Origin of the sequence: Agrobacterium sp. CFBP2214 (assembly GCF_030209895.1) — a bacterium.
GTDB classification, from domain to species: Bacteria; Pseudomonadota; Alphaproteobacteria; order Rhizobiales; family Rhizobiaceae; genus Agrobacterium; species Agrobacterium radiobacter.
On sequence record NZ_JARVRC010000024.1, the window covers coordinates 58,193 to 82,168 of the forward strand.

The window sequence follows — 23,976 nt, forward strand, 5'->3', positions numbered from 1 at the left end:
ACCATCCATGACCGAACCCGTTCGGGCTGGGCGTCGCAAGTTTTTCGATCTTGCGCGTCCCAGCCGGCAACATCTCCTCGGCTATATTCTGATCGCGCCCGCGGTCCTGATGGTTGCCGCCATCATCGTCTGGCCGCTAGTTCTGGCCATCGACCTGTCGTTCCAGCAGGTCAAGATACCCCGGCTCGGCGGTGCCAGCCGGCCGTTTTCGCTGAGCAACTACACTTGGCTGTTCTCGTCGCCGGAATTCTGGCTGGCCTGCTGGGTAACACTGAAGCTGGTCATCGTCGTTACCGCCGGCAGCGTCGCGGTTGGCCTCAGCACGGCGCTTCTCGCCAATAACCGTTTCAAGGGCCGCACCGTCGCGCGGCTGGGCATGGCGCTGCCCTGGGCGGTGCCGGAAATCATCGCGGTCGTCATCTTCGCATGGATGTTCGACACATCCTTCGGCCTGTTCGGTTGGCTAGCGATCAAGCTCGGTTTCACCGATCAGATGATCCCGTGGGTCAGCAGTTCCACGGCCGCCTTCTGGGCAGTGGCGATCACCATGGTGTGGAAGGGTTTTCCTTTCGTCTCGATCATGTGTCTCGCCGGCCTGCAGTCCATTCCCGCCGATTATTATGCGGCGGCGAAGGTGGATGGCGCGAGTGTGTGGCAGCGTTTCCGCTGGATCACCATGCCGCTTTTGATGCCCGTGCTGGGCGTGACACTGGTGTTGACACTGCTGTGGGTATTCCGCGACTTTTCCATCATCAAGGTTCTGACCGGCGGTGGGCCGCTGCGTTCAACCCAGACGCTGTCGATCATGACCTACGACCAGGCCTTCCAGTATCACAATTTCGGCCGCGCCGCCGCCGTCGGCGTGCTGACGCTGGTGATCTGCATCGTCGCGAGCCTGCTGATGCTCGGCCGGCGTTCGAAATCGATCTATTGAGGAGGCTTTGATGAAACGGACACTTTTACAGAGCCTTGCGCTTTATGCGACTGTGATCTTCACGCTGGTGATGATCCTGTTCCCGGTCTACTGGCTGCTGGTCACTGCGCTTTCCACCACCGATGAGTTGTATCGCCTGCCACCGACCTTCTGGCCCGACGATGCGCAATGGGACATTTTCGCCCGGGTCTGGGCGGCAAAACCGATCCTGCTGTGGCTTTGGAATTCGATGCTGGCGGCGATCGGTTCGGTGGCGCTGTCGATGCTGGTCTCGGTCAGCGCCGGTTATGCGCTGTCGCGTTATTCCATGAGGGGCGGCGCGACCATGGGTCTCTTCGTCCTGACGGCGAAGATGCTGCCCGCGACGTTGCTCGTCATTCCGCTGTTTTCGATCTTTTCCAGCTTCGGCCTGATCGGCAGCCTGTGGACGCTGGTTCTGGCGCATTCGACAATGATCATTCCTTTCGCCACATGGATGCTGAAAGGCTATTTCGACACCATTCCGAAGGAGCTGGAACAGGCTGCCATGGTCGACGGCTGCTCGCCGATCGGCGCGATGGTGCGCGTCGTGCTTCCCATCGCCACACCGGGGCTTGCCGCCACCGCACTTTATGCCTTCGTGCTCAGCTGGGCAGACTATGCCTATGCGCGCACCTTCCTCGTCAACTCGCCGGACAACTGGACGGCCAATCTCGGCATCACCACGATGCAGGGCGAATATGTCACCTACTGGAACGACATTTCCGCCGCATCCGTGTTCATCGCGCTGCCGATCATCGCAATCTACCTGTTCCTGGAACGTTATTTGGTCGGCGGCCTCACCGCTGGCGCGGAGAAATAAGCATGGCCAATATTTCCATTCGCAACGTCAGCAAATCCTATGGCGCGCTCAACGTGCTCAGGCCCTTTTCGCTTGAGATCGAGAACGGCGAGTTCGTGGTGCTGGTCGGGCCTTCCGGCTGCGGCAAGTCGACGATGCTGAAAATCCTCGCCGGTCTCGAACCCGCAAGCGAAGGGCAGATATTCATCGGCGATAACGAAGTCACGGATCTGGCGCCGGGCGACCGCGACATCGCCATGGTGTTCCAGAATTATGCGCTTTATCCGCACCTGACTGTACGCCAGAATATCGGCTTCGGTCTTAAGATGCGTGGTACGGACAAGGCGGAAATCGATCGCAGGGTCGACGATGCCGCGCGCATTCTGGAGGTGACGCCCTATCTCGAACGCAAGCCCAAGGATCTGTCGGGCGGCCAGCGGCAGCGCGTCGCGCTTGGCCGCGCCATCGTGCGCCAGCCTCAGGCCTTCCTGATGGACGAACCCCTGTCCAACCTCGATGCCAAGCTGCGCGTCCACATGCGTGCCGAAATCGGCGCTTTGCACAAACGCATAGGGGTCACCACCGTTTATGTGACCCATGACCAGGTGGAAGCCATGACCATGGCGGACCGGGTCGTCATCATGCAGGGCGGCATCATCCAGCAGATCGCAGCGCCGGACGAGCTTTTCAACAACCCGGCCAATCTTTTCGTTGCCGGTTTCATCGGCTCGCCGGGCATGAATTTCCTCAATGCGGAACTGCGTGACGGCATTGTTACCCTGTTTGGGCAACAGGTTTCCCTGCCGGGCGCCGTCGGCCGCCAGGGCAGCGTGATCGTCGGTCTGCGGCCGGAACATCTCGTTCTGGGCGATGCGCCGGTCACCTTCGATGTCCGCCCGACGCTGGTGGAAAGCCTGGGATCGGAAAAATACGTCTATTTCGATGCGGAAGGCGCAAGGGTCGCGGATGGCGAGGAGGGCAAGTCCAAGGGGCTGATCGCGCGCGTTTCGCATACCGGCAACCTTCCCGGTGATGAGGCGCTCCGGCTCGGTTTCGATCCGGCCCAGCTTTATCTCTTCGATGCAAAGACCGGAGCACGGCTATGATCCTCGTCACCGGATCGGCAGGCCGTGTCGGCCGTGCCGTTGTCGCCGACTTGCGCATGCAGGGCCGCGCCGTTCGCGGTTTTGATCTCAGGCCATCAGGAACCGGCGGCGAGGAGGTCGTCGGGTCTCTGGAGGATGCGCAGGCACTGTCCGACGCCATCAAGGGTGTGAGCGTCGTCCTGCATCTGGGCGCCTTCATGTCATGGGCTCCGGCGGATCGCGACCGCATGTTTGCCGTCAATGTCGAGGGCACGCGCCGGATTCTGGATGCGGCTTCAGCGGCTGGCGTACGGCGGTTCGTCTTCGCCTCCTCGGGTGAGGTTTATCCGGAAAACCGTCCGGAATTCCTGCCGGTCACCGAGGACCATCCGCTTTGCCCCAATTCGCCCTATGGTCTGACCAAGCTTCTGGGCGAAGAGCTGGTGCGCTTTCACCAGCGAAGCGGCACCATGGAAACGGTGATCCTGCGGTTTTCGCATACGCAGGATGCGGCGGAACTGCTGGATGAGGAGAGTTTCTTTTCAGGTCCCCGGTTTTTCCTGCGGCCGCGCATTCGCCAGCAGCAGAATTTCGGAAACACTGCGATCGCCAAGTTGCTCCAGTCCCGCGATATCGGTGAGCCGTCGCACATTCTGGCGCGCAATGAAAACGGCCGGCCGTTCCGTATGCATATAACTGATACGCGCGACATGGTGGCGGGCATTCTGCTCGCTCTCGATCACCCCGAGGCGGCGGGTGGCACCTTCAATCTGGGTGCCGATGAACCGGCCGATTTCGCCGCGCTTCTGCCGACGATTGCGGCACTGACCGGCCTGCCCATCGTGACAGTCGATTTTCCCGGCGACGGCGTTTATTACCATACGTCCAACGAGCGGATCAGAAACACTTTGGGGTTTGAAGCGGAATGGACGATGGACCGGATGCTGGACGACGCGGCGGCCGCAAGGCGGCAGCGACTCGCGCAGGAGCAGAGGCGGTGAAACCGGAGACGCCGGGCGGCACGGCGGCGCTGGCCAAGGGGCTGACCTTGCTCGATATGGTTGCCGATGCGCCGGAACCGCTACGTTTTGCCGAGCTGCTGCGCGCCTCCGGTCTGCCGAAGCCGACATTCGCGCGCATCCTGCGCACCCTCATCGCCTATGGCCTCGTCCGTCAGGATGAGGCCCGTGGCACTTATGTTCTGGGCCAGCGTTTTCTGGAAATGTCCCATAAGGTTTGGGAGAGCTTCGATCTCGTCTCGGCGGCGACGCCGGAACTGGAGCGGCTGGCCGCTGAACTAGGGGAGACGGTTGCGCTGTGCCGGCTTGACGGCACCATGACGCAATATCTGGCCGAGCGTTCGCCGAACGGTCTTTCGGTGCGCGTCGAGGTGGGACGCCGCGTTCCCCTGCATTGCACGGCCCCGGGCAAGGCGCTGCTCGCCTTTCAGGATCCCGCCGTCGGCCGCGCCCTGCTGGATCGCCAGACGCTCGATCTGCAGACACCCAAAACCATCACCACCCTCGATGCGCTGCAGGCCGATCTGACGCTGACGCGGGCGCGGGGCTATTCGATTTCTTACGAGGAGCATCTGCCGGGGGTGAATTCGGTCGCCGCCCCTGTCATGGGCCGTGACAATACGCCGATGGGTGTGCTCGTTGCGCTTGGGCCGTCATCGCGGCTCGATTCCTCCAATATCCATCCCGCCGGGCGCGAATTGATTGCTGCCGCCCGCCGGATTACCGGTGCCGCCGGGGCCGTGGCGATCAGCTCGCGGCCACGACCGCGTTCGGTAACGGGCCGCCCCAGCGCTGAACTCAGCTGCATTCTGCCATGGGGTGCGCAACTCGGGGAAAGCCCGGTCTGGCACGAAGGGGAAAACGTGCTCTACTGGGTGGATATCCTGCATCCGGCGGTGCACCGCTTCGATCCCGCCACTGGCCGCAACGAAACCTGCGAGACCGGCAAGCTGGTCAGCGCCGTCATTCCGGTCACCGGAGGGCGATTGCTGGTGGCGTCGCACGATGGCGTCGAATGGCTGGATTTCGCCTCCGGCCGGCTGACACCCTTTGTCAGCCCGGAGGCTGGCATCGCCGACAACCGCCTGAACGATGCCAAATGCGGGCCGGATGGCGCGATCTGGGTCGGCTCGATGCGGATCGATGCCTCCAAACCCACGGGTGCGCTTTATCGCATCAATGCCAATGGCGCATCCGAGCGCAAGGAAGGCGGCATCATGGTTTCCAACGGTCTCGGCTGGAGCCCCGATGGCAGGACCTTCTATTTCGTCGATACCGTGCCCGGCCTCATCCATGCCTATGATTGCGATCCGGCGACGGGCGCCCTGTCGCAGCGCCGGGAATTCGCCCGCATTCCGGTGGCCGATGGCCGGCCGGATGGTCTGGCCGTGGATGCGGAAGGTGGGGTCTGGTGCGCCATCTGGGATGGCTGGTGCGTGCGCCGTTATCTTCCGAACGGCAAGCTGGATCAGGTGATCGACATGCCGGTGCCGCGCCCTTCCAGCATCGCCTTTGGCGGGCCGGACCTGTCGACGCTGTTCATCACCAGCGCCCGCACGCGCCTGCCTGCATCCACACTCGCCGACGCGCCGCTCTCCGGCGGCCTGTTTTCCTGCCGCCCGGGAATTGCCGGCGCGCGCATCTCGCTGTTTGAAGGATAAAGCATGCGTCTCGAAAGCGTCTTTGGATTGAAGGGCCGCACGGCGCTTGTCACCGGTTCCAGCCGTGGAATAGGCGCTGCCATTGCCGAGGGGCTGGCGGGTGCGGGCGCCCATGTCATCCTGCATGGCGTAAAGCCGGATGCCGCCGCAGCCGTGCAACACCGGATCGTCGCAAGCGGCGGCACGGCACAGGAACTGGCGGGCGATCTGTCCGAACCCGGTGCAGGTCATGACCTCATCGAACGCGCCGAGGCGATTGCACCGGTCGATATTCTTGTCATCAATGCCAGCGCCCAGATCAATGCCGTGCTGTCGGAACTGACGCGGGACGATCTGGCGTTTCAGCTGGCGGTCAATCTTGGCTCGACCGTGGACTTGCTGCAGGCGGCCCTGCCGCGCATGGCGGCCCGCAAATGGGGCAGGGTGGTTTCCATCGGCTCGGTCAATCAGCTGCGGCCGAAGGGCGTCGTTACCGCCTATGCCGCCACCAAGGCTGCGCAGCATAATCTGGTCCAGAGTCAGGCGCGGGATTATGCGCGCGACAATGTGTTGCTCAACACGCTCGCTCCCGGCCTCATAGACACCGACCGCAATGCCCACCGTCGTGATGAGGATCCCGAAGGCTGGACAGACTATGTCCGGACGCTGAACTGGATGGGCCGTGCCGGGCACCCGGAAGAAATGGTGGGTGCCGCCATCTTCCTGTCGTCCGAGGCTTGCAGTTTCATGACCGGGGAGAGTATTTTTCTGACGGGCGGGTATTGACGGATTTGCTGGCATAGCTGAGCGGGATAACAAATATCCTGGTATTGGGGTGCTGACGCTACGACCGCACGCCCGTCATCACCATCCGCTCGGGCATAAGCGAGGCAACCCAGCCGCCGGAAGTGTCGCAGCAGGTATTCAGGGCCCTTCAACCATTGATCGCTTCGCTTCCCGTCGGTTACCGCATCGAAATGGGCGGCAGTATCGAGGAACCTCTCAAGGCGAATGTCGCGCTGATAAAGATTTTCCCGGCCATCGTCGCTGCCATGCTCATCGTCATCATTCTTCAGGTCCGCAGCCTGTCGACGATGACGATAGTGATGCCGACAGGGCCGCTGGGGCTTGCCGGCGTGGTTCCGATGTTGCTCGTTTTCAACCAGCCCTTTGGCTTCAACGCCATCCTAGGCTTGATTGGATTGGCGGGCATCCTCATACACAATACCCTGATCCTGACGGAACAGACCAAGGAAAACGAGCGGCCGGTCTGGATGACTACTATGCCGTCATCGAAGCGACCGTGCAGAGGACGCGACCCATTATTCTGACAGCACTCGCTGCCGTCCTCGCCTTCATTCCGATAACGCACTCGGTCTTCTGGGGATCTATGGCCTAGACGCTGATCGGCGCGGGCGTTAACACGCTTGGCGCGTTGATGCCAATACGCCGACGACATTGTCTTTTGCTTCCCAAGCGCAAGGTCATCGCCTTGTCTGCGGCCTGCGGCTCAACCTCCCTCGGATCGGGGCGTAGGGTTCTCCGGAAAATCCATAATCAGTTCATAGGCTGTGCTGCGCCCCCCAGCATCTCCTTTTCGGAGGATACCTTCCACTAGCAGGTCCGCAATGTCGCGGGACGCTGTATCCTGGGATGCGTTCGTTAGTTTCGCCCACTTCGTTGATGTAAGCTTGCCCTCGAAGTTACCTTCTAGCAACCTGTTGAGAACCTTGGCTTGTCGTGGGTTAAGATCATGCGCAGCATGCTTTTGCCAGAAATCATTCTTCAGCATGACGTTGTCGAGGGTTGCCAGCGCGCCTCCAACAGCGTTGCCCAGACGATCCAGAAACCACTCGATCCAACTCGTGATATCGAGAGCTTCATTGCTTGTGATCGATTGCAGGGCTTCGTAAAAACCAATGCGCGACCTCTCGATAGCGGCAGACATGGAGTAAAGCCTCTGTGCGCCGCCGCCACTACGTGCAAGTGTCATGTCGGCGATTGCACGGGTTATGCGGCCGTTGCCATCACCGAAAGGATGGATGGCTACGAACCAAAGGTGGGCGACAGCCGCTTTTACGAGAGGATCGAGATCATGCGTTTCGTTGAACCATTCGAGGAAGGTCGACATCTCACGCTCTAAGCGATCTGCCGACGGCGCGACATGGTGAACTTTCTCGTATCCGAACGCGCCTGACACGATTTCCATACGACCGCCTGAGTCGTCACGCCAATTGCCGACACGCAGCTTGTGACCCCATTCGTTTCGTCCGGTCGGAAACAGTGCTGCATGCCATTGAAATAGCCGCTCTGCCGTTAGTGGGTGCGAGCAATTGATCGTGGCGTCGAGCGTGATATGGACAATACCCTCAACAGAGCGGTTCGGCGCCACGAACCCATCGATGTCGATACCGAGCCGCCTGGCTAATGATGATCGGACCTGCTGTTCATCTAGTCGCTCTCCTTCGATCGCCGACGACTTGACGACGTCGTCTGTCAGTGCCTGCAGGAACGTTGCCTCGCGCGTACGAAATCCGAGGCTCTCGACACGGCCGATAAGACGCCCCTGATCGAGGCGTACGGCCGCAAGCCTTGGTGCCAAGTGCTCGAGTTTCCATTCAAACTTCGGCCATTGGGGAGATTGCCAGATATAAGTCATAGTGGAGGATAAGATCCAGATGCGGAGAATAGCAAGTGCAATGTCCGCAATTATGCGGATATTATTCCGTGTAATCTCCGCGTCATAAGCATTTTGATCCAGAGTGCTGAGTTTCGGCAGAATTTGCGCCACGTTTCCATTTCGCGTTGTGTCACCTAATCTCACCTAGGGTGTTGACTGGAAACGTCTTTTGGTGGTGTGAGCGGATCGCTCCGAAATGAAAAAGTGGGTCAAATTCGTGCGATAATCAACAATCCAGGACAATGCTGCGGTTTATGAACTCGACTGACCGGTTGGCGTAACCTTAAATTTTTTCGACCGGTGCTCTTGAATCGGAAATTCCCAAAAACCAAATCGTTTGCCGCCAGCCGCTGAAACGAGGGCTGGCCTTGCTGGGAGCGCCGCCTTTGGGCGCTTCCGTACCCATGTTGCTTCAAGGAGGATATGGCTATGGCAACATCTTATGACTACGCACCGCTGTTCCGCTCGACCGTCGGCTTCGACCGGGTTTTTAATCTTCTCGAAAACGCACAGCGCGCCCGCTCGATCAGCGACTGGCCACCCTATGACATCGTCAAGACCGGCGATGACACCTACCGGATCTCGATTGCGGTTGCGGGCTTCACCCAAGACGATCTCGACATCACGTTTCAGTCCCACCTTCTGACAGTCACCGGCAAGAAGCAGGAAGCTTCCTCAGATGGCTACCTGCATCGCGGCATTGCCGGGAGGCCGTTCGAACACCGCTTCGAACTTGCCGACCATGTCCGGGTAAACGGAGCGGACCTGAGCAACGGTTTATTGTCGATTGATCTGGTGCGTGAGATCCCCGAGGCACTGAAGCCGCGAAAAATTACCATCGAAAGCGCCCCAGCTTTGGCATCTGCAGCTCCGGCACAGATCGAAGCGCAGAAGGCAGCGTAACCCGCATTGACTGCAGAACAAGGGCGCCGTGGCTACGGCGCCCATCAACATTCCGGGTTGGGAAGGAGAGAGCGATGAAACCCGATATGTTCAGACAGCCTGTTTCCATTCTAGTCGGCCTCGGCTTTCCGGCAGAGGTTCGCGGCGTGATGGACGCCTACCGGCATCTTTCCGAGTGGCCGGCCTCAAGCCGGGACACCGCCCATTCGATCGCGCTCAAGGCATGCAGTGCCGCGCTGCGTGGTGAAATCGAAGCCGAGACAGCGCGCGGCCTGTTTGCTGCCTTTGCCGAGAAACATGATCTGCTGGCGCCGGAAACCAATGTGATCGCCGCAACGCGCTTGCGGAGAGACAAAGATCCGCACGTGTTGTGAGGTGGTGGGACGATGCACGATTTGCTCCAGCAGGCCACCAACAATGCGATGGCGATGGGACCGACGGTCCTGCTTCAGGGTATGCAGCTTCGGCGACCGATCGACGTGGTGAGAGCGCCGGCCCTTTCCGTCGATGACAAGCGCGCCATTCTTGCAGCATGGGCGTCGGACTTTTACGCCGTCGCTTCCAAGCCAGCACTCCGTCAGCTACCGGGAACAACTCCTGTCTCGATCGATGAGGTGCAGGCTGCCCTGAAAGAACTCGATCAGCGCTACGGTTTTTGATGGCCGGCGCGTTCAGGCGGCCCGCTTCATCGACTTGGCGAGCCGCTTGATTGCCTGCTCCAGTGAGCGCTGTCCATCGCAATAATCCTGCCAGGCGCTTGTATTATCAAGAAGAGCCGGCGCGGTGCGGATCGTGAACCGCTTCGGATCGAGATCTGTCTTCACTTGGGCCCATGTCAGCGGCATCGATACGGTGGCACCGGCACGGGCACGCGGAGATAAAGGCGCAACAGCGGTCGCCATGCGGTCATTGCGCAGGTAGTCGAGGAAGATGCGGCCATTGCGCTGGTTCTTCGCCATCTTGATCAGATAAAGTTCCGGGTTCTCGCGCGCCATCTGCAGGCAGACGTCGTGCGCGAAACCCTTTGCCGCGGGCCACGCCAGCTTCTTGCCCTTCGCGACAGTAAGGGGCGTGACGACGTGAAGGCCCTTGCCGCCGGTGGTCTTGCAAAAACTGACGAGGCCGAGTTCCTCCAGCCGGTCACGCATCTCGCGGGCGGCTTCGACGACGGTGGAGAAGGGGACGTCCGGACCCGGATCGAGATCGAAGACCAGGCGACCCGGCACTTCAGGGAGTTTCGGCTCGCAATTCCATGGATGGAGCTCGACGCCGCCGATCTGCGCGATCGCGGCCAAGCCCTCGACGCGATCGATCTGTAAATACGGCTTCTTGTCGCCGAAGACCTGCACCAGTTCCAGAAGATTGGACGTCCCCGGCATCGCATGGCGCTGAAAGAACTGCTCGCCGCCGATACCGTCAGGCGTCCGGATGATCGAGCACGGGCGGCCCTTGATATGATCGATCAGCCAAGGGCCGACGGCCTCGTAGTAACGAGCCAGTTCCACCTTCGTGACCGGTTCGCCATCGTTGGCGTCCGGCCAAAGCGGCTTGCCCGGGTTGGAGATCAACACGCCCATGACATCTTCCTTGCCGCCTTTGCGCGGCGTCTTTGCGGGCCGTTTGGGCTTGGCCTGTGTCTCCGGATCGGGCGTTTCCACCTCAGCTGGTTCGACCGGCTTCTCGGCGACGACTTCCCCTGCTGGCTTGTCTTCCCGCAATCCCTTGAAGGCCGCCTGGCGGACAAGCCCGTCGGCGGTCCAGCCGGCGAACTCGATCTCTGCCACCAGATCCGGCTTCACCCAGACGACGTTGGGATCCTTCTTCGGCGCCCCAATCCCGGTGAACGGTGACTTGGACGTTTCCAGCGCGCGCAACTTGGGCAGCAGAACATCGACCTTGCCGGCGCCATAGCCCGTGCCGACACGGCCGACATAGACAAAATGGCTGCCGCGATTGACGCCGACCAGCAGCGACCGGAACTTGCCGTTGGTTGTGGCGTAGGCGCCGATCACCACCTCATGGCCGGCCCGGCATTTGGATTTGGCCCATGTCTCGGTGCGGCCGGATTGATAGGGAGCATCCGCCTGTTTGGAGACGATGCCTTCGAGCGATAGCTTGCAGGCCGACTTCAGAACGGCGTCGCCGCCGGTCTCGAAATGCTCGACGAAGCGCAGGCGGGGATCCTCGCCTGCGTCATCGAGCAGTTTCTGCAGCCGATCCTTTCGCTCGATCAGCGGCAGTTCCCGAAGATCCTCGTCAGCCTGGAACAAAAGGTCGAACGTGAAATATACCAGTTCGTCGGTCTTGCCTTCCGAGAGCGCCGCCTGAAGTGCTGCGAAGTCTGGCGCGCCGTTCTGATCGAGGGCGCAGATCTCGCCGTCGATGATGGCGTCAGGAAGCGCGGCGCCGGATTCGGCGATTGCCGGGTACTTTGCCGTCCAGTCGAGGCCCTTGCGGGTTTTGAGCGTCACCTGGCCGTTCTCGATGCGCATCTGAATGCGGTATCCGTCGAACTTGATCTCGTGGATCCAACCATCGGCGGCAGGCGGACGCTCGCGCGTCTCGCAGAGCTGCGGCGCGATGAAGTCCGGCATTGCGGCCTTCGCTGCTTTGGCAGCTTTGGCCGGCGCTTTCTTCTTGGTTTTGGTTTCGGCTTTGCGTTCTTCAGCAGCAAGGCCGTGATTGCTGTCCCAGACCGCATCCGCCTGGATCTCGCCACTCTGGACCATGAACGGCTTCGGCTTCCAGCCTTTGCCGGCGGCAATCGCTTCCATGGTTCGACCGGAGGCGACCGACGTTGTGTTGTCCTCGAGGACCGCAGCACCGTTCTCCTCGACCGAGAAGTCGTCATGATGTTTGATCAGCAGCCAGTTGGTCCGCTTGCCCCCGTCGTGGTCGTTGCGCATCCGCACCAGCACGAAGCTGCCATGCAGCCGCTCGCCTTCCAGGGTGAACTTGAAGTCGCCCTTGGCCAGCGCCTGCTCGGGCGTCTTGCTGCCTTCAGGCTCCCAATAGCCGCGATCCCATAACATCACCGTGCCGCCACCATACTGTCCTTTGGGGATCGTGCCTTCGAAGTCACCGTAGTCGAGCGGGTGGTCCTCGACCTCGACCGCCAACCGCTTGTCGTGCGGATCGAGCGATGGTCCCTTGGTGACGGCCCAAGACTTGAAGACGCCATCAAGTTCGAGCCGCAGATCGTAATGCAGCCGCGTGGCGTCGTGTTTCTGGATGACGAAGCGCCTGCGGTTCGATGCCTTCAGCTTCGCTGCGCCGCTCGGTTCTTGCGTCTTCTGAAAATCGCGCTTCTGCTTGTAGGTCGAGAGCTTGTCGCTGGCCATTGCTGTCCCCGGTTAAAATCCGCCTCCCGTCTCGGATGAGGACGGGGACGAGGCGCGGGCCGGACAGGTAAGACGCTCGGCTGCCGTTTCGTTGGCCGCGATGAGAAACCGGAAAAATCATCGCGTTCGTCATCCCTGTCACGTCCGGTTGACACAGCACGCGATCTCAACAAGCAAAAAGCAACAGATTGTTGTTTTGTTCCATGGATTTGAATAGGAGCGCCATCGGCTCTGAATGATCGACATGGTCCCGTCCGAATTGGTGTACGCGCGTTAGCATAACTGCGCTGCAGCGGGGGCGGTGTACCTCCTGAATGAACTCGGGCAATGGCGTATTCGGCTTCCGCGGGCTCGGCTCTTCCCAGGCAATCAGGGATGTCGGCGCGAAAAGTCCCTCATTGCGGTGAGAACCGGCATCAGATCACGGCCGGAAGCTGCAAGATCATATTCAACACGTGGAGGCTGCTCGTTGTAATCGTGTCTCCTCACGAGGCCATCGTCTTCGAGATCTCGAAGATGTTGCGTTAGCATTTTCTGCGAAACACCCGGAATATCCCGCAATAGCTGCGACGTCCGCATTGGAGCCTTTTCAAAAAGGCGGAACAAGATTGGAAGTTTCCATCGGCCCTCGACCATATTGAGCGTTCTCGTTACGTGAGCGACCGAACCGTCCGGGCCGAGGCAGACGTTTCGATCGTCTTCCAATTCCATAGGCACTTTTAAGTGCGTAATTGCCTCATTCACGGTGCTGTCCATTAGTTGCGTCCTCGTGAGAAGGGAGGTCGTGATGGATCTAAGACTCGGCGGTAAGGTGGCCTTGGTGACCGGCAGCAGCAAGGGCATTGGCGAAGGAATCGCTGAAGCGCTCGCTCGCGAAGGGGCAATCGTGATCGTTCATGGTCGAAACAGGGATAAAGCCGAAGAGGTTGCTCACAACGTCCGTAGCCGAGGCGGGCGCGCAGTTGCTGTTGTCGGTGATCTGACGAAAGACGACGACGTCGAGCACCTGGTCAATGAAGCGCAGGCTCTCGTTGGACCTGTAGAAATCCTCATCAACAATGCCGGTGGCTCCGGTCAATTGGAGGATTGGTCGATGACGCGAACCGAGACATGGGCGAGCGGATATGACCGGAATGTGCTTGCTGCCGTAAGGGTGACATCCCGCTTGCTGCCCAACATGCGGGCTGCGAAGTGGGGAAGGATCATAAACATCTCAAGCCTCGCGGGTTTGATGCCTCCGTCCAAAAAACCAGACTACGCCGCAGCAAAGGCGGCGATGATTGCGATGACCGCTTCGTTGGCAAAGGCCGTCGCACGTGAAGGCATTACGGCGAATACAGTCTCGCCCGGAACGATTCACAGCGCCAGTCTTGATGAAGCGTTCCGCAAGGCGGCCCTTACGCAAGGGCTTGCGCCAGATGCACCATGGCCCGAAGTCGAAAGGGTCGCACTGCCAATGTTCGCGCAAGTGCCAATTGGGCGGGTTGGCACAGTGGAAGAAATTGCCGATGCTGTCGCCTTCCTCGCGAGCCCGCGTGCGAGCTATATCACCGGGGCGAATCTGCGGCCTGATGGAGGAATGTGGCCCGGCCTCTAGACGGATACGAAAGGAGCGCCACGCCCACGGATCGGCAGTCGGTGCCGCTCCAAGTCCGACGAACCGATTGCGGCCTCTAGGACGCGAAACTGCACCAACCTTGAACTGTTGTTATAGCGTCGGCGAAATCATGTGGCGCCTCCCAGGGCAGATTATGTCCGCACCCGGCCACTCGATGCTCGTGTCGTGCTTTGAACATGGGGGCATGATCAGCCGTTCCGCCGGGCTTTAACGGATCTTGGGTCCCGTCGATAGTGATCGCGGGGACGGTTATGGGTGGCTTTTCGGCCAACCGCGTTTCCAGATCAGCCAGAGCGGGATCTCCCGCTGCGTTCCCGAAGTCGAACCGATAGGAGTGGATGACGACATCGACGAAGTCCGGATTGTCGAAAGAGGCCGCTGTCCGGTCAAACGTCGCGTCGTCAAACGCCCAGGTCGGCGACCACTGCTTCCAGAGGATCCTGCACAAATCGCGGCGGTGGAGAGCCAAGCACTCGCGGCCGCGCTCGTGCTGAAACAAATGTTAGTACCAGACAGCCTGTTCGAGGCTGGGCTGGTAGGCGTGGCCGAGCCGGTTCACATCGATAACGTCGTAACCCGCATAGGAGACCAGGCCGGCCACTCGATCGGGCCACAGTGCCGATGCAACGCATGAAGCAAGGCCGCCCCAGTCATAGCCGGCGAGAATGGCCTTCTCGATACCAAAAGCGTCCAGCAGATCGATGACGTCCTTGCCAAGAGCAGCCTGCTGACCGCTGCGCATCGTGGAGCTGGACCGGAAGCGCGTTGGACCAAAGCCGCGCAGGTACGGGACAATCACCCGCGCTCCCGCTTCCGCCAGGCGAGGGGCCACCTCGTCATAGGCGTGTATGTCGTACGGAAACCCATGGCTCAGCACCACAGGCCAACCTTCGGGCGAGCCGTGTTCAAAATAAGCAATTTCGAGTGTTTTGGTTTTGGCTGTTCGCATGGAGGTCCTCGCATCTGGAACTGCTTCGTGACGCACTCTCTTTGCGAGCGCCTCCCTTTGGCGGCGGTTTGGTTAGCTTTCCGGACGCTGAGAAGAGGGTGCGCACGCGGGTTATCATTGCAGTTGCTGTTCAACGACTGCGGTGAAATAGGAAGCCCCGAAAGGCAGGGCCTCGTCATTGAAATCAAACCACGCGCTGTGAAGGATCCGGCCATTGTCATCCGGGCCATTTCCGATCCACCCGTAGCATCCGCGGCGGTCTTCAAGCATGAAGGCGAAGTCCTCGACAATCATCGTCTGCGGCGGGTTTGTCTCGACCTTAGTGAATACCGATAATGCTGCAGCTTCGGCCGCTTGCGCCGCCGGCTCGGAGTTAACGAGGGTCGGATATTGCTGAGCGTACGACACCTTGCAGTGGGCACCTGTCGACAACGCTATACCTTCGACGACGCGGCGAAGCGCCGATTCCGCTGCCGCGCGTGCTCGGGGAGAGAAAGCTCTCACCGTCCCTCGAATGGTGACTGTGTTCGGCAAGACGTTGTAAGCGTCCCCACCATGGATCTGCGTTGCACTGACGACAAGGGCGTCGAGAGGATCAGTGTTTCGGGCCGCTATCTGCTGAAGCGCAACAAGGATATGGCCAGCCGTCAGAACGACATCAGCGCCCTTGTGTGGTTGCGCTGCGTGCATGCCCTTGGAGGACGCCTCTATCTCAAAGCTATCGCCCGACGCCATCATCGGGCCGGCCTTAACCGCGAAGGTTCCGATGTCCATTCCCGGCCAATTATGCAAGCCGTATATTTCGTCGCATCGAAAGGTTTCGAACAATCCTTCGCGGATCATTCGAGCCGCCCCGCCATCCGCGCCGCCCATTTCCTCTGCAGGCTGGAAGATGAAAACAACCCGGCCCGAAAAATTGCGGGTTTCGGCAAGATAGCGGGCGGCACCCAGCAGCATGGCTGTGTGCCCATCGTGCCCGCAAGCGTGCATGACGCCCATGTTTACCGAACGGTGTCCAAAATCGTTGCGCTCCTCAATCGCGAGCGCGTCCATGTCAGCGCGCAGACCAATGGAGCGTTGGCCGCTTCGACCCCCGTACAGGATGCCAACGACGCCGGTTCCGCCAATGCCTTCGCTGACCTCGATCCCGAAGGACCGAAGTTTGTCAGCGACGAACTTTGCTGTTTGATGCTCTTGGTATGAAAGTTCTGGATTGGCATGAAGATGACGCCGCCACTTGCTCATCTCATCGTGGAATTCTGCGATCCTGTTGATGACCGGCACAGTCAGTACTCCGTGTTCTGAATGTCGCGATAGGCTAGCTGGAGATGCTCCGTCAGGCGGTCAATTGCGCCATCCGCATCCGCGTTGCGGCAGGCCTGCAGCAGTTCGCGATGCTCGGCAGCCGATTTCTCCGATCTGACAACGATGGACTTCGCAATCGTTTCCGCAAAAGCAGATGCCCTGTTGAGATGCTCGATGGTCCTCATGAGCGTTCGCCGGCCTGACGGACGGTAGAGCGCATGATGGAATTCCCAATTCAACTGGGAGAGCTTGTAGAGGTCGCGTTCTGCGTCAGCTGCATCGAGCGCCATCTCTGCCTTGGCGAAATCAAGCTTTGTATGGTGCTCAAGCGCAGACTTGAGTGCAAGCGGTTCCAGCAGAAGGCGCATATCAAACAGATCGCGCACCATTTGCAAATCAGGTTGTGCAACACGTGCTCCCTTGAAGCCGACTGCCTCGACTAACCCTTCCTCGGCGAGTGACTGAAGCGCGTGCCGGAGAGGAGTGCGACTGATACTCAAGTGTCCCGATAAGGCTTCCTGCCTAAGTGGCTGACCGGGACGATATGTCCCACTCAGGATAAGCGTCCTAATCTTGTCGGTCGCCGCTTCCGACTGAGTCTTTTCAGTATCCGAAATCATAATTGTATCCAATAATAAAAATGCTGGGCTGTCAAGCAGCGGTACATGCGGAAGACTGAAGTAATGGCCTGGTTGCCACTCACTCCGATTTTACGTCGCTCGAACGTGTTATGGGCCCGGCGAACCAACCGCATGCCAGTTTGATTAGCTGTTTCTCAAGCGCCCTCGTGAGTTATGATGAAGCTCGGCGAGCGCGTCGTGGAGTGTCGGAGGCTGCGGATAGCCTCACGGCAAGAACGCAGTTAGCTTATTTTTTCCCAACTAAGCTGGTCGGCAGACCTGTGCATGTGGTCCGCTTGATTACGCGTCAGAAGTTCGAATTGGTTCGAGACCTGAAAGTTTAGGAGACGTAGCCGCCGCTCCCGATGTTTCAAGCCTCTGCGGCGATCCGGTTTGGGCCAGCAAAATCCAAATCTGTGAACCGAAGCTGTCCAGCTTGCCTACCCTTCCTAGCCGGCTGTCAGATGCTGAACAAGTTCGCGTACCCAGCGGTGGCCCTGATGTCCTTGGCTGCGCTCATGCCATATCAGCGCCACCTCGAAACTTTCCGACAGCCACGGAACTTCCATAACGTCGAGTGGAGGCCCGGCGGTCCGCAGTAGCCGTCGCGGTACCAGGGCGACGAGGTCGCTGGACGCAACCATTCCAGGAACGATCAGGAAGGTGGCCGCCGAGGCAGCAACCCTTCGCTGGCAGCCCTGTGCCGTCAGTAAGGCATCGACCGGCGTAGTGAAGCTTCCGCCGGACGGAGAGACGATCACCTGTTCGAGGCCGGCGAAACCCTCCACCGTCCGCGCCTCCCTGATCCGCGGATGCCCTTTCCGGCCAATGAGAACATAGCTCTCTTCGAACAGGCACTGAGTGCGAAGGTCCTGATGATTTGGATCAGGAGTGGCGATGGCGAAATCGACCTCGCCGTCTGCAAGTTGCCGGGCCAATGCCGGTGGGTTCAGGCGATGAACCGCGACGCGTATTCTGGGAGCTTGCGCGCGCAAAGCCAGGATCAGAGGGATTGCCACAGTGGCCTCGACATAATCCGTGCAGGCGATGGCCACCTTCAGCTCCGCGGTCTCCGGGGCGAACATGTCATGACTTTGAAGCATCTTGCGGAACTGGTCTAGCGATGCCCGCAGTGGTTCCAGCAGCTCGAGCGCCTTCGCCGTCGGAATCATGCCTCGGTGGGCAGGAACCAGCAGCGGGTCCTCGAACAGGTCGCGGAGACGGTTCAACTGAGCGCTGAGCGCTGGCTGGCTCAGGCCAAGCCGAGAGGCCGCCTTCGTGACGTTTCGCTCTGCGAGAAGAACTTCCAGGCTGACTAGGAGGTTGAGGTCTATTCGAGATGTATCCATCTGCTGGATGGTAGCACCAAAAGGAATCGATTTCACAGATACGTTGCGAGCTGCGATGACCATTTCCGCAAGGAGCGTCAAAGAAGCTCCAACAGCTGATGGAGGTCTATATGTCGATCGAAAGCAAACCCCTGGTCGTGGTGGCTGGCAGCCTGAGCAAGCAGGGCCGCAGCGTCGCCCAGTCCCTGTTGGGGAGCGGGCGGTACCGAGTGCGTGCCCTTACGAGCCGTATCGATTCCCCCGAGGCGCTTCGGCTGGCTGAACAGGGCGCCGAGCTTGTCGAAGTACCTCTCGCGCTTAATCACGGCAAGGATCTCGTCAAAGCATTCCAAGGCGCGCAGATGGCCTTCCTGATGACGCCAGGTGTCGTCCCGCCAGCGGGCTATGAGTTCGACATCGGGAAGGAGCTTGCAGACGCCTGCGTTCAGGCCGGCGTCGGCCACGTCGTCTTCAGCTCGCTGGAGAACGTCGACAGCATTACAGGTGGAACGAAGTTCGCGCCGCACTTCACGGACAAGGCAAGGGTGGAGGCCTACATCCGTGGTCTTCCGATCCGAAGCTCGTTCATTCAGCTCGCATTCTTCTACACCAACCTGCTCGAATACTATGTTCCGCGTAAGGACGGCGACGCGTTGGTTTTTCCGGTCTACCTGCCGGAGCATTTTCAAGCTCCGTTTGTCGATCCGCTGACGGCGACCGGGCCAGCGGTCCTGGAGATCTTCGATCACCCGGACACCTATACCGGTCATACCCTACCGGTCATCGGCGACATCCTCTCTCCGGCCGAGATGATCGAGACATTTACCCGCGTCACCGGGAAAAAGGCCGTCTACGCCTCCGCCTATAGCTCCAAGGAACTGGTAGACCACTTTCCCGAGTTTGCGAGGAACGAGGAGCTCGTCCGTGAGATCATCGGTATGGCGGAATATGCAGTAGAGCAGGGTTATTTCCGCAAGGACCGTGATCTCGAATGGAGCCGACGGATCAACCCAGCAAGCCTGAGTTGGGAGCAGTTCCTCAGGACGACGAACTGGAACGGCGATCGAAAAGCGTTTGGCATTATCTAGCCGCTAAGGATTGACGGCGACCGTAACCTGGGTGGCCGTCATCCTGCCTGTAGTGTCCTCCCGACGCCTTCGAAACTCAGCCGCTCGCAGGGTTGGATCCCTTCGGGGCGACGCTTCCGCCTGAACCTTATCAAGCCGCAGGATGTCGAAAGCGAAGGATCTCGGCGACGGCAATCTTCTCAGCTGTTTGCCCGCCCGACTAGCGGATCGTGTTCTCAAGCTCATCTTTGAGGCGCTCGGCATCCATCGGGACACAATAAACCGGCCTGCCGCGCTCCAATCGCCATCCCTCGGCAAGAAGGCCGGCATCCACTGCATCGAAGCCGAACTGGTCATAGAGCATTGCGACGACTGCCTTGTCGGCGGAATTGTCGCCGGCCAAAGGAAGGCCTCGACGTTGAGATGATCCTGCCAGTCGTCCACCCTTTTCGAGGTCGTCCATGACGATCGCATTGAACGCCTTGACGATCCGTGAGCGCGGCAGGTGACGCGCCAGCATTTCGCTTGTCGTTGTCTCGCTTGCGTCCAGTTCTGGAATGTTGCCGTCGCGTTCGACGTAGTAGTTGTTCGTGTCGATCACCAGTTTGCCTTCGAGTGGCTCAACCGGAATAGACCGATAGGCTGCCAGTGGAATTGCGATGATAACGAGTTCGCCGAAAGCCGCGGCCTCGTCCACCGTTCCTACTTGGCAGCCAATGCTGCGGCTCAGGCTGAACAGGGTCTGAGGAGCGCGCGAATTGCTCAACATTACAGAATGGCCCGAAGCGACAGCGAGCTTGCCGATTGCACGGCCAACCATGCCCGCCCCTATGATTCCAATTTTCATGATGTTTCTCCGATTGATTTCGCAAACATGGGTTTAATTGAGTGCCACATTGAGATAAATCGCCAATGCAAGCAGACATTCCCAACTGTAAGGGGGTAATCTTGGACAAACTTTCGAGCATGGCTGTTTTTGTCAAAGCCTCCGACCTGGGCTCTTTTGCCGCCACAGCAGAGGCCTTGGGAATGTCACCCCAAATGGTCGCCAAACATGTTGTGTTCCTGGAGGACCGACTTGGGACGGCGTTACTTCACCGCACGACGCGGCGACAAAGTCTGACCGACGTGGGAAGGGCGTTCTATGACCGCTGCAAGCAGCTGCTTTCAGACGTCGAGGCGGCTGAATCCGTTGCACTTGATATGCGTTCCCAGCCAAAAGGCGTGCTGCGGGTCAATGCTCCGGTGACCTTCGGTGCCTTTAGTCTGGCGCCGTTCGTGACGCGCTATCTCGACCGCTATCCGGACATGCGAATAGACCTTACTCTCAACGACCGTTTCGTTGATCCGTTGGAGGAGGGGTTCGAGGTGATGGTAAGGATCGGCGAGGTCGAAGACCCATCGCTGATCGCGCTTCCTCTCGCTCCCTATCGGCTGATTGCATGTGCGTCTCCGGACTATCTTATCCGGCATGGCACCCCTCGAATTCCTCTGGATCTGGAGCAGCATGATTGCCTTGCCTATGGCGACGGGCCGTCCTCGACTCCCTGCCGCTGGCGGTTCAGTCGCAGCGGCAAAAGCGAGGAGGTGCGTATCAGCGGTAGAATCCGTAGCAACGACTGGAAGGCCTTGTTGCATGCCTCGATCGCAGGCTATGGCATCACGTTGGGGCCGGAAAGTGTGCTGAACGCAGAAATCACTGCCGGGCGACTTGTCCAGGTGCTGCCCGACCACGAGGGTCCGTCTCGTCCAATGCACGTGATTTACCCCGTCGGGCGCCGGCCTACCGCCAAGGTACAAAGCTTCGTCGAAGCGCTATTGGACGAATTCGGGAAGGTTGACGCCGACTAGACAAGGCGGGAGTTCTGGCAACTGGTGAGTTCCGCAGATAGCGAGCGAACGAACTACTCATTACCGGGGTAGAGGGTCGATTTGGTTCGAAACCTAGATCCCAAAGGTCTGGCTGGAATTGTGTGCGAACACTCCGTCTTCCGGCGAGTGAACAGGAACCTGATTGAAGGACAGACGATGGCCGGCTTCTTTGAAGGTTTCACTGAACAGTATGTAACCACATCGCATGGCGAGATTCGTTTGCGGCATGGCGGGTCCGGCTTCCCAATCCTCCTTCTTCACGGGCACCCGAGAACGCATACGACCTGGTTCAGGGTGGCTCCCCGACTTGCGCGTCATTTCTCGGTTGTTTGTGCAGACATGCCCGGGTTCGGGCGGAGCTATCAGCCGAAAACACTCGCGGATAGTTCGGGAAAAGCGAAGGCCGCGGCATTACATGAGTGTATGGCAATTCTCGGTCACGACAGATTCGGGATCGCGGGCCACGACCGTGGATCGTATCGCGCATTTCGGCTGGCGATGGACTTTCCTGAAAGTGTGTCCGGCCTTGTCGTCATGGACGGCATTCCGATCTACGAGGTCTTGAGCCGCGCAGATTGGCGCTTTGCAAAGAGCTGGTGGCACTGGTTCTTTTTTGCGCAAAGCGAAAAAGCTGAAGCTGCAATCCGCAGCAATCCCGAACTTTGGTATCCTGCGGAAGCAGCCATTGGGTCAGGAAATAATCGGGATTACCTCACCGCCACCCGAGACCCTGAGGTGGTGCGTGGCATGCTTGCTGATTATCGCGCAGGACTTGAGTTTGATTACGACGATGACAAACGCGACAAGGAGTCTGATAGACACCTCCAATGCCCCCTGGGAGTTCTCTGGTCGCGGCAGGACGATATGGAAAGGCTGTACGGAGACCCAGCAGACCCCTGGTCGGACTGGAGCGACCGGATCGTGCTGCGGCATGGTATCGAAAGTGGACATCACATGGCAGAAGAGTCCCCTGATGAGGTTGCGAACCAGATTGAGGCATTCTTCGCACGAATACGATGAGCGTTCGCAGAGAAGAAGACCCGACCAACCCGGACGGTGGCTTGGCCGCATCAGCATTAGCGTTGTAGTGCAGGCCTAGCCCCTCCGATGGCATGCACGGCAGGCTTCTGGTAGTGTAGGACGTTGCGGTATCGTTAGGGGGCAGCCATGTCTTTGCTTGCGTTGCATCATGTATCGATCATCACCGCCGACCTTGGTAAATCATTGCCGTTTTATCGCGACGCGTTCGGCCTCACCGAGATCGCGCGGCCGAGTTTTTCCGTTAGCGGTGCCTGGCTGGCGTGTGGCGACCTACAAGTGCATCTTGTCGAATATCCGGAAGGCACGTTCCGACAGAACCCTGCTGTCGATCGTAACGACTGGCATTTCGCTTTCCGCACGGACAATTTCGACGACGCCGTCGATCGACTGATGCGACTTGGTTTCCGCGAAGACCTGCCTCAGGGCGATCCACATTGTCTGCTGATCTTTCGTAACGGCCTTGCCGGCTTTCCACAGCTCTACCTCCGTGACCCCGACTTCAATGTCGTCGAGATCAACGGAGCGCCGTAGTCACAGAGAGTATCCGTGATGATGAAGCTGGGCCGCCGGCAACCATGTTTTCTCGGCGGCTAGACTCACATTAAGCGCCAACATCGAAGCTAGAATCTCAAATTAAGTGCCCCACTATCTTTTTGAAATAATTGTATGCGGTGGACGTCGAGACTGATGGCGGCAGAATCCGCCCGCTTACAGATACGCTGGATTGAGAACGGGGGAGGCACTTCTATGGCAGCCAAAGCAGCTGGTACTTGGAAGAGCTTCTCCTAACTTGAGCCACTGTTTAGAAATAAACGCGATATGATATCCTCGATCACTGGGAGGACAAAGACCTCCCCCAGGAACCATACCAGCGCCTTGATGCTCGGACTGCTAGGCCGTCTGTCCGGCGTGAATGGGGTCATCTCCGCAGACAGTACAACCACAGTTGACATTTCGAAGACCATTGAGTTGAAGTTGGTAGGGCTTGGCAACCGAGAGGATTAACCGTGAGGAAATTCAGAATTAGTCTTATTGCCACCGCGGCCGTGGCATTCGCGATATCCAACGCATCCGCATCGATCCCGCGTCTTACAGCGCCGTCCGAGAGCCAGCATTCGATGAAACCATCCATGGTGCAAACAGCCAGCTTTGCGCAGGGGTGCAAAGATCCTAATTACGCGTGGTATGAGTACAGCGGTTGGGAAGCGATTGGTTGCATAATTAGCGGTCAATGGCCGTAAGGCATATGGCGGCGCCCGCCTTTCCAAGAACGGTTCGGCGGGCGTTCAGCGAGCTGCGTCGCGCCCGGCATTGATTATCGTCATCGATCTGGATCCGGGTTCAGATGCCGCAGCAGCCATATCGTCTCGATGGCGCGTCGGCGACACGCCAAGCCTGGCAACGGCCACTAAGATTCAGGTGCTTATAGTTTCGGCTGATTTGACAGTACCTGTAAGCTCGCAAAAAATCGCGCGATAGAACGAGCGATTTTTGCGGTAGTCTCGTAGATCACTGGTCAATGTCACCGCCACGCCAGCAGAACCCGCGCAAAGGCATGTAACGACGTACGACGTCATCTTGCGATCGCCTGGCCAGCGACCTTGATATTCGCGAACAAGGCTGCCGTTATCCGTTATGGAATATTCATCTCCAACCTGACTGTAGAGATGCATTTCTTTTACGGCCTCGAACAGTGCGTCAGACAAAAGCTTCCGTAGCGTCCGTCTTAGAAATCATCATCGACCTCCTTCACG

The 23,976-nt window shown here is 59.1% G+C and carries 21 protein-coding genes and 2 pseudogenes; 15 read left to right on the forward strand and 8 right to left on the reverse strand.

Going from position 1 to position 23,976, the window contains the following annotated elements:
• Positions 1-7 precede the first annotated feature (7 nt).
• The 7 genes and pseudogenes from QRN60_RS25570 to QRN60_RS25600 form a co-directional block, all read left to right on the forward strand.
• On the forward strand, positions 8-934 hold the full coding sequence (locus tag QRN60_RS25570; protein WP_046800464.1) for a carbohydrate ABC transporter permease: 927 nt from the start codon (positions 8-10) through the stop codon (positions 932-934).
• A gap of 10 nt (positions 935-944) precedes the next feature.
• Complete coding sequence (locus QRN60_RS25575; protein ID WP_020811821.1) at positions 945-1,775, forward strand: carbohydrate ABC transporter permease; 831 nt, start codon at positions 945-947, stop codon at positions 1,773-1,775.
• 2 nt (positions 1,776-1,777) lie between these two features.
• The gene (locus QRN60_RS25580; RefSeq protein WP_020811820.1) at positions 1,778-2,860 is read left to right on the forward strand and encodes an ABC transporter ATP-binding protein; all 1,083 of its coding nucleotides are present in this window, start codon (positions 1,778-1,780) and stop codon (positions 2,858-2,860) included.
• A complete protein-coding gene (locus QRN60_RS25585; protein WP_020811819.1) occupies positions 2,857-3,840 on the forward strand; it encodes an NAD-dependent epimerase/dehydratase family protein in 984 nt (327 codons plus the stop codon). Before QRN60_RS25580 ends, QRN60_RS25585 begins: the two co-directional genes overlap by 4 nt.
• Positions 3,837-5,519 carry an SMP-30/gluconolactonase/LRE family protein gene (locus tag QRN60_RS25590; RefSeq protein WP_087747451.1) on the forward strand — a complete coding sequence of 561 codons (1,683 nt, stop codon included), beginning with the start codon at positions 3,837-3,839 and terminating at the stop codon, positions 5,517-5,519. Before QRN60_RS25585 ends, QRN60_RS25590 begins: the two co-directional genes overlap by 4 nt.
• A gap of 3 nt (positions 5,520-5,522) precedes the next feature.
• Complete coding sequence (locus tag QRN60_RS25595; protein WP_020811817.1) at positions 5,523-6,284, forward strand: SDR family NAD(P)-dependent oxidoreductase; 762 nt, start codon at positions 5,523-5,525, stop codon at positions 6,282-6,284.
• Positions 6,285-6,340: 56 nt separating this feature from the next.
• Positions 6,341-6,894: pseudogene (locus QRN60_RS25600) on the forward strand (efflux RND transporter permease subunit); the annotation flags it as partial.
• Between the two features lie 114 nt (positions 6,895-7,008).
• Here the strand turns inward: QRN60_RS25600 and QRN60_RS25605 are convergent.
• On the reverse strand, positions 7,009-8,289 hold the full coding sequence (locus QRN60_RS25605; protein ID WP_350225287.1) for a Fic family protein: 1,281 nt from the start codon (positions 8,287-8,289) through the stop codon (positions 7,009-7,011).
• A 318-nt stretch (positions 8,290-8,607) separates the two neighbouring features.
• Between QRN60_RS25605 and QRN60_RS25610 the strand changes: the two genes are divergently transcribed.
• The 3 genes from QRN60_RS25610 to QRN60_RS25620 all read left to right on the forward strand — a co-directional run bounded on the left by QRN60_RS25610 (position 8,608) and on the right by QRN60_RS25620 (position 9,740).
• Positions 8,608-9,081 (forward strand): Hsp20 family protein, encoded by a 474-nt coding sequence (locus QRN60_RS25610; RefSeq protein WP_087746455.1) that lies wholly within the window; start codon positions 8,608-8,610, stop codon positions 9,079-9,081.
• A gap of 74 nt (positions 9,082-9,155) precedes the next feature.
• A complete protein-coding gene (locus tag QRN60_RS25615; RefSeq protein ID WP_087746457.1) occupies positions 9,156-9,455 on the forward strand; it encodes a DUF982 domain-containing protein in 300 nt (99 codons plus the stop codon).
• 12 nt (positions 9,456-9,467) lie between these two features.
• Positions 9,468-9,740: a hypothetical protein gene (locus QRN60_RS25620; RefSeq protein WP_087746459.1), complete on the forward strand. Its 273-nt coding sequence runs from the start codon at positions 9,468-9,470 to the stop codon at positions 9,738-9,740.
• 12 nt (positions 9,741-9,752) lie between these two features.
• On the opposite strand, the gene ligD is transcribed toward QRN60_RS25620, so the two are convergent.
• A complete protein-coding gene (gene ligD / locus QRN60_RS25625; protein ID WP_087746460.1) occupies positions 9,753-12,422 on the reverse strand; it encodes a DNA ligase D in 2,670 nt (889 codons plus the stop codon).
• 369 nt (positions 12,423-12,791) lie between these two features.
• Positions 12,792-13,178, reverse strand: a complete 387-nt coding sequence (locus QRN60_RS25630; protein WP_087746463.1) for a winged helix-turn-helix transcriptional regulator — start codon at positions 13,176-13,178, stop codon at positions 12,792-12,794.
• Between the two features lie 31 nt (positions 13,179-13,209).
• On the opposite strand from QRN60_RS25630, the gene QRN60_RS25635 reads away from it, so the two are divergent.
• Positions 13,210-14,019, forward strand: a complete 810-nt coding sequence (locus tag QRN60_RS25635) for an SDR family NAD(P)-dependent oxidoreductase (protein ID WP_087746465.1) — start codon at positions 13,210-13,212, stop codon at positions 14,017-14,019.
• A gap of 76 nt (positions 14,020-14,095) precedes the next feature.
• Here QRN60_RS25635 and QRN60_RS25640 read toward each other — a convergent pair.
• The 4 genes and pseudogenes from QRN60_RS25640 to QRN60_RS25655 form a co-directional block, all read right to left on the reverse strand.
• Positions 14,096-14,989: pseudogene (locus QRN60_RS25640) on the reverse strand (alpha/beta fold hydrolase).
• Between the two features lie 114 nt (positions 14,990-15,103).
• Positions 15,104-16,273: a M20 aminoacylase family protein gene (locus QRN60_RS25645; RefSeq protein WP_111785095.1), complete on the reverse strand. Its 1,170-nt coding sequence runs from the start codon at positions 16,271-16,273 to the stop codon at positions 15,104-15,106.
• A gap of 2 nt (positions 16,274-16,275) precedes the next feature.
• Positions 16,276-16,914, reverse strand: coding sequence for a GntR family transcriptional regulator (locus tag QRN60_RS25650; protein WP_087746469.1), 639 nt, complete (start codon positions 16,912-16,914; stop codon positions 16,276-16,278).
• Between the two features lie 449 nt (positions 16,915-17,363).
• A complete protein-coding gene (locus QRN60_RS25655; RefSeq protein ID WP_236773446.1) occupies positions 17,364-18,344 on the reverse strand; it encodes a LysR family transcriptional regulator in 981 nt (326 codons plus the stop codon).
• A 29-nt stretch (positions 18,345-18,373) separates the two neighbouring features.
• Between QRN60_RS25655 and QRN60_RS25660 the strand changes: the two genes are divergently transcribed.
• Entirely contained in the window at positions 18,374-19,330 is a 957-nt protein-coding gene (locus QRN60_RS25660; protein ID WP_087746479.1) for an NmrA/HSCARG family protein, read from the forward strand.
• A 199-nt stretch (positions 19,331-19,529) separates the two neighbouring features.
• Here the strand turns inward: QRN60_RS25660 and QRN60_RS25665 are convergent, their stop codons facing one another.
• Entirely contained in the window at positions 19,530-20,156 is a 627-nt protein-coding gene (locus QRN60_RS25665; protein WP_087746471.1) for an NADPH-dependent F420 reductase, read from the reverse strand.
• Positions 20,157-20,257: 101 nt separating this feature from the next.
• Between QRN60_RS25665 and QRN60_RS25670 the strand changes: the two genes are divergently transcribed.
• The 3 genes from QRN60_RS25670 to QRN60_RS25680 all read left to right on the forward strand — a co-directional run bounded on the left by QRN60_RS25670 (position 20,258) and on the right by QRN60_RS25680 (position 22,753).
• Entirely contained in the window at positions 20,258-21,160 is a 903-nt protein-coding gene (locus tag QRN60_RS25670; RefSeq protein ID WP_162686279.1) for a LysR family transcriptional regulator, read from the forward strand.
• A gap of 177 nt (positions 21,161-21,337) precedes the next feature.
• Positions 21,338-22,201: an alpha/beta fold hydrolase gene (locus tag QRN60_RS25675; RefSeq protein WP_087746475.1), complete on the forward strand. Its 864-nt coding sequence runs from the start codon at positions 21,338-21,340 to the stop codon at positions 22,199-22,201.
• 147 nt (positions 22,202-22,348) lie between these two features.
• Positions 22,349-22,753 carry a VOC family protein gene (locus tag QRN60_RS25680; protein ID WP_111785094.1) on the forward strand — a complete coding sequence of 135 codons (405 nt, stop codon included), beginning with the start codon at positions 22,349-22,351 and terminating at the stop codon, positions 22,751-22,753.
• Positions 22,754-23,976 lie beyond the last annotated feature (1,223 nt).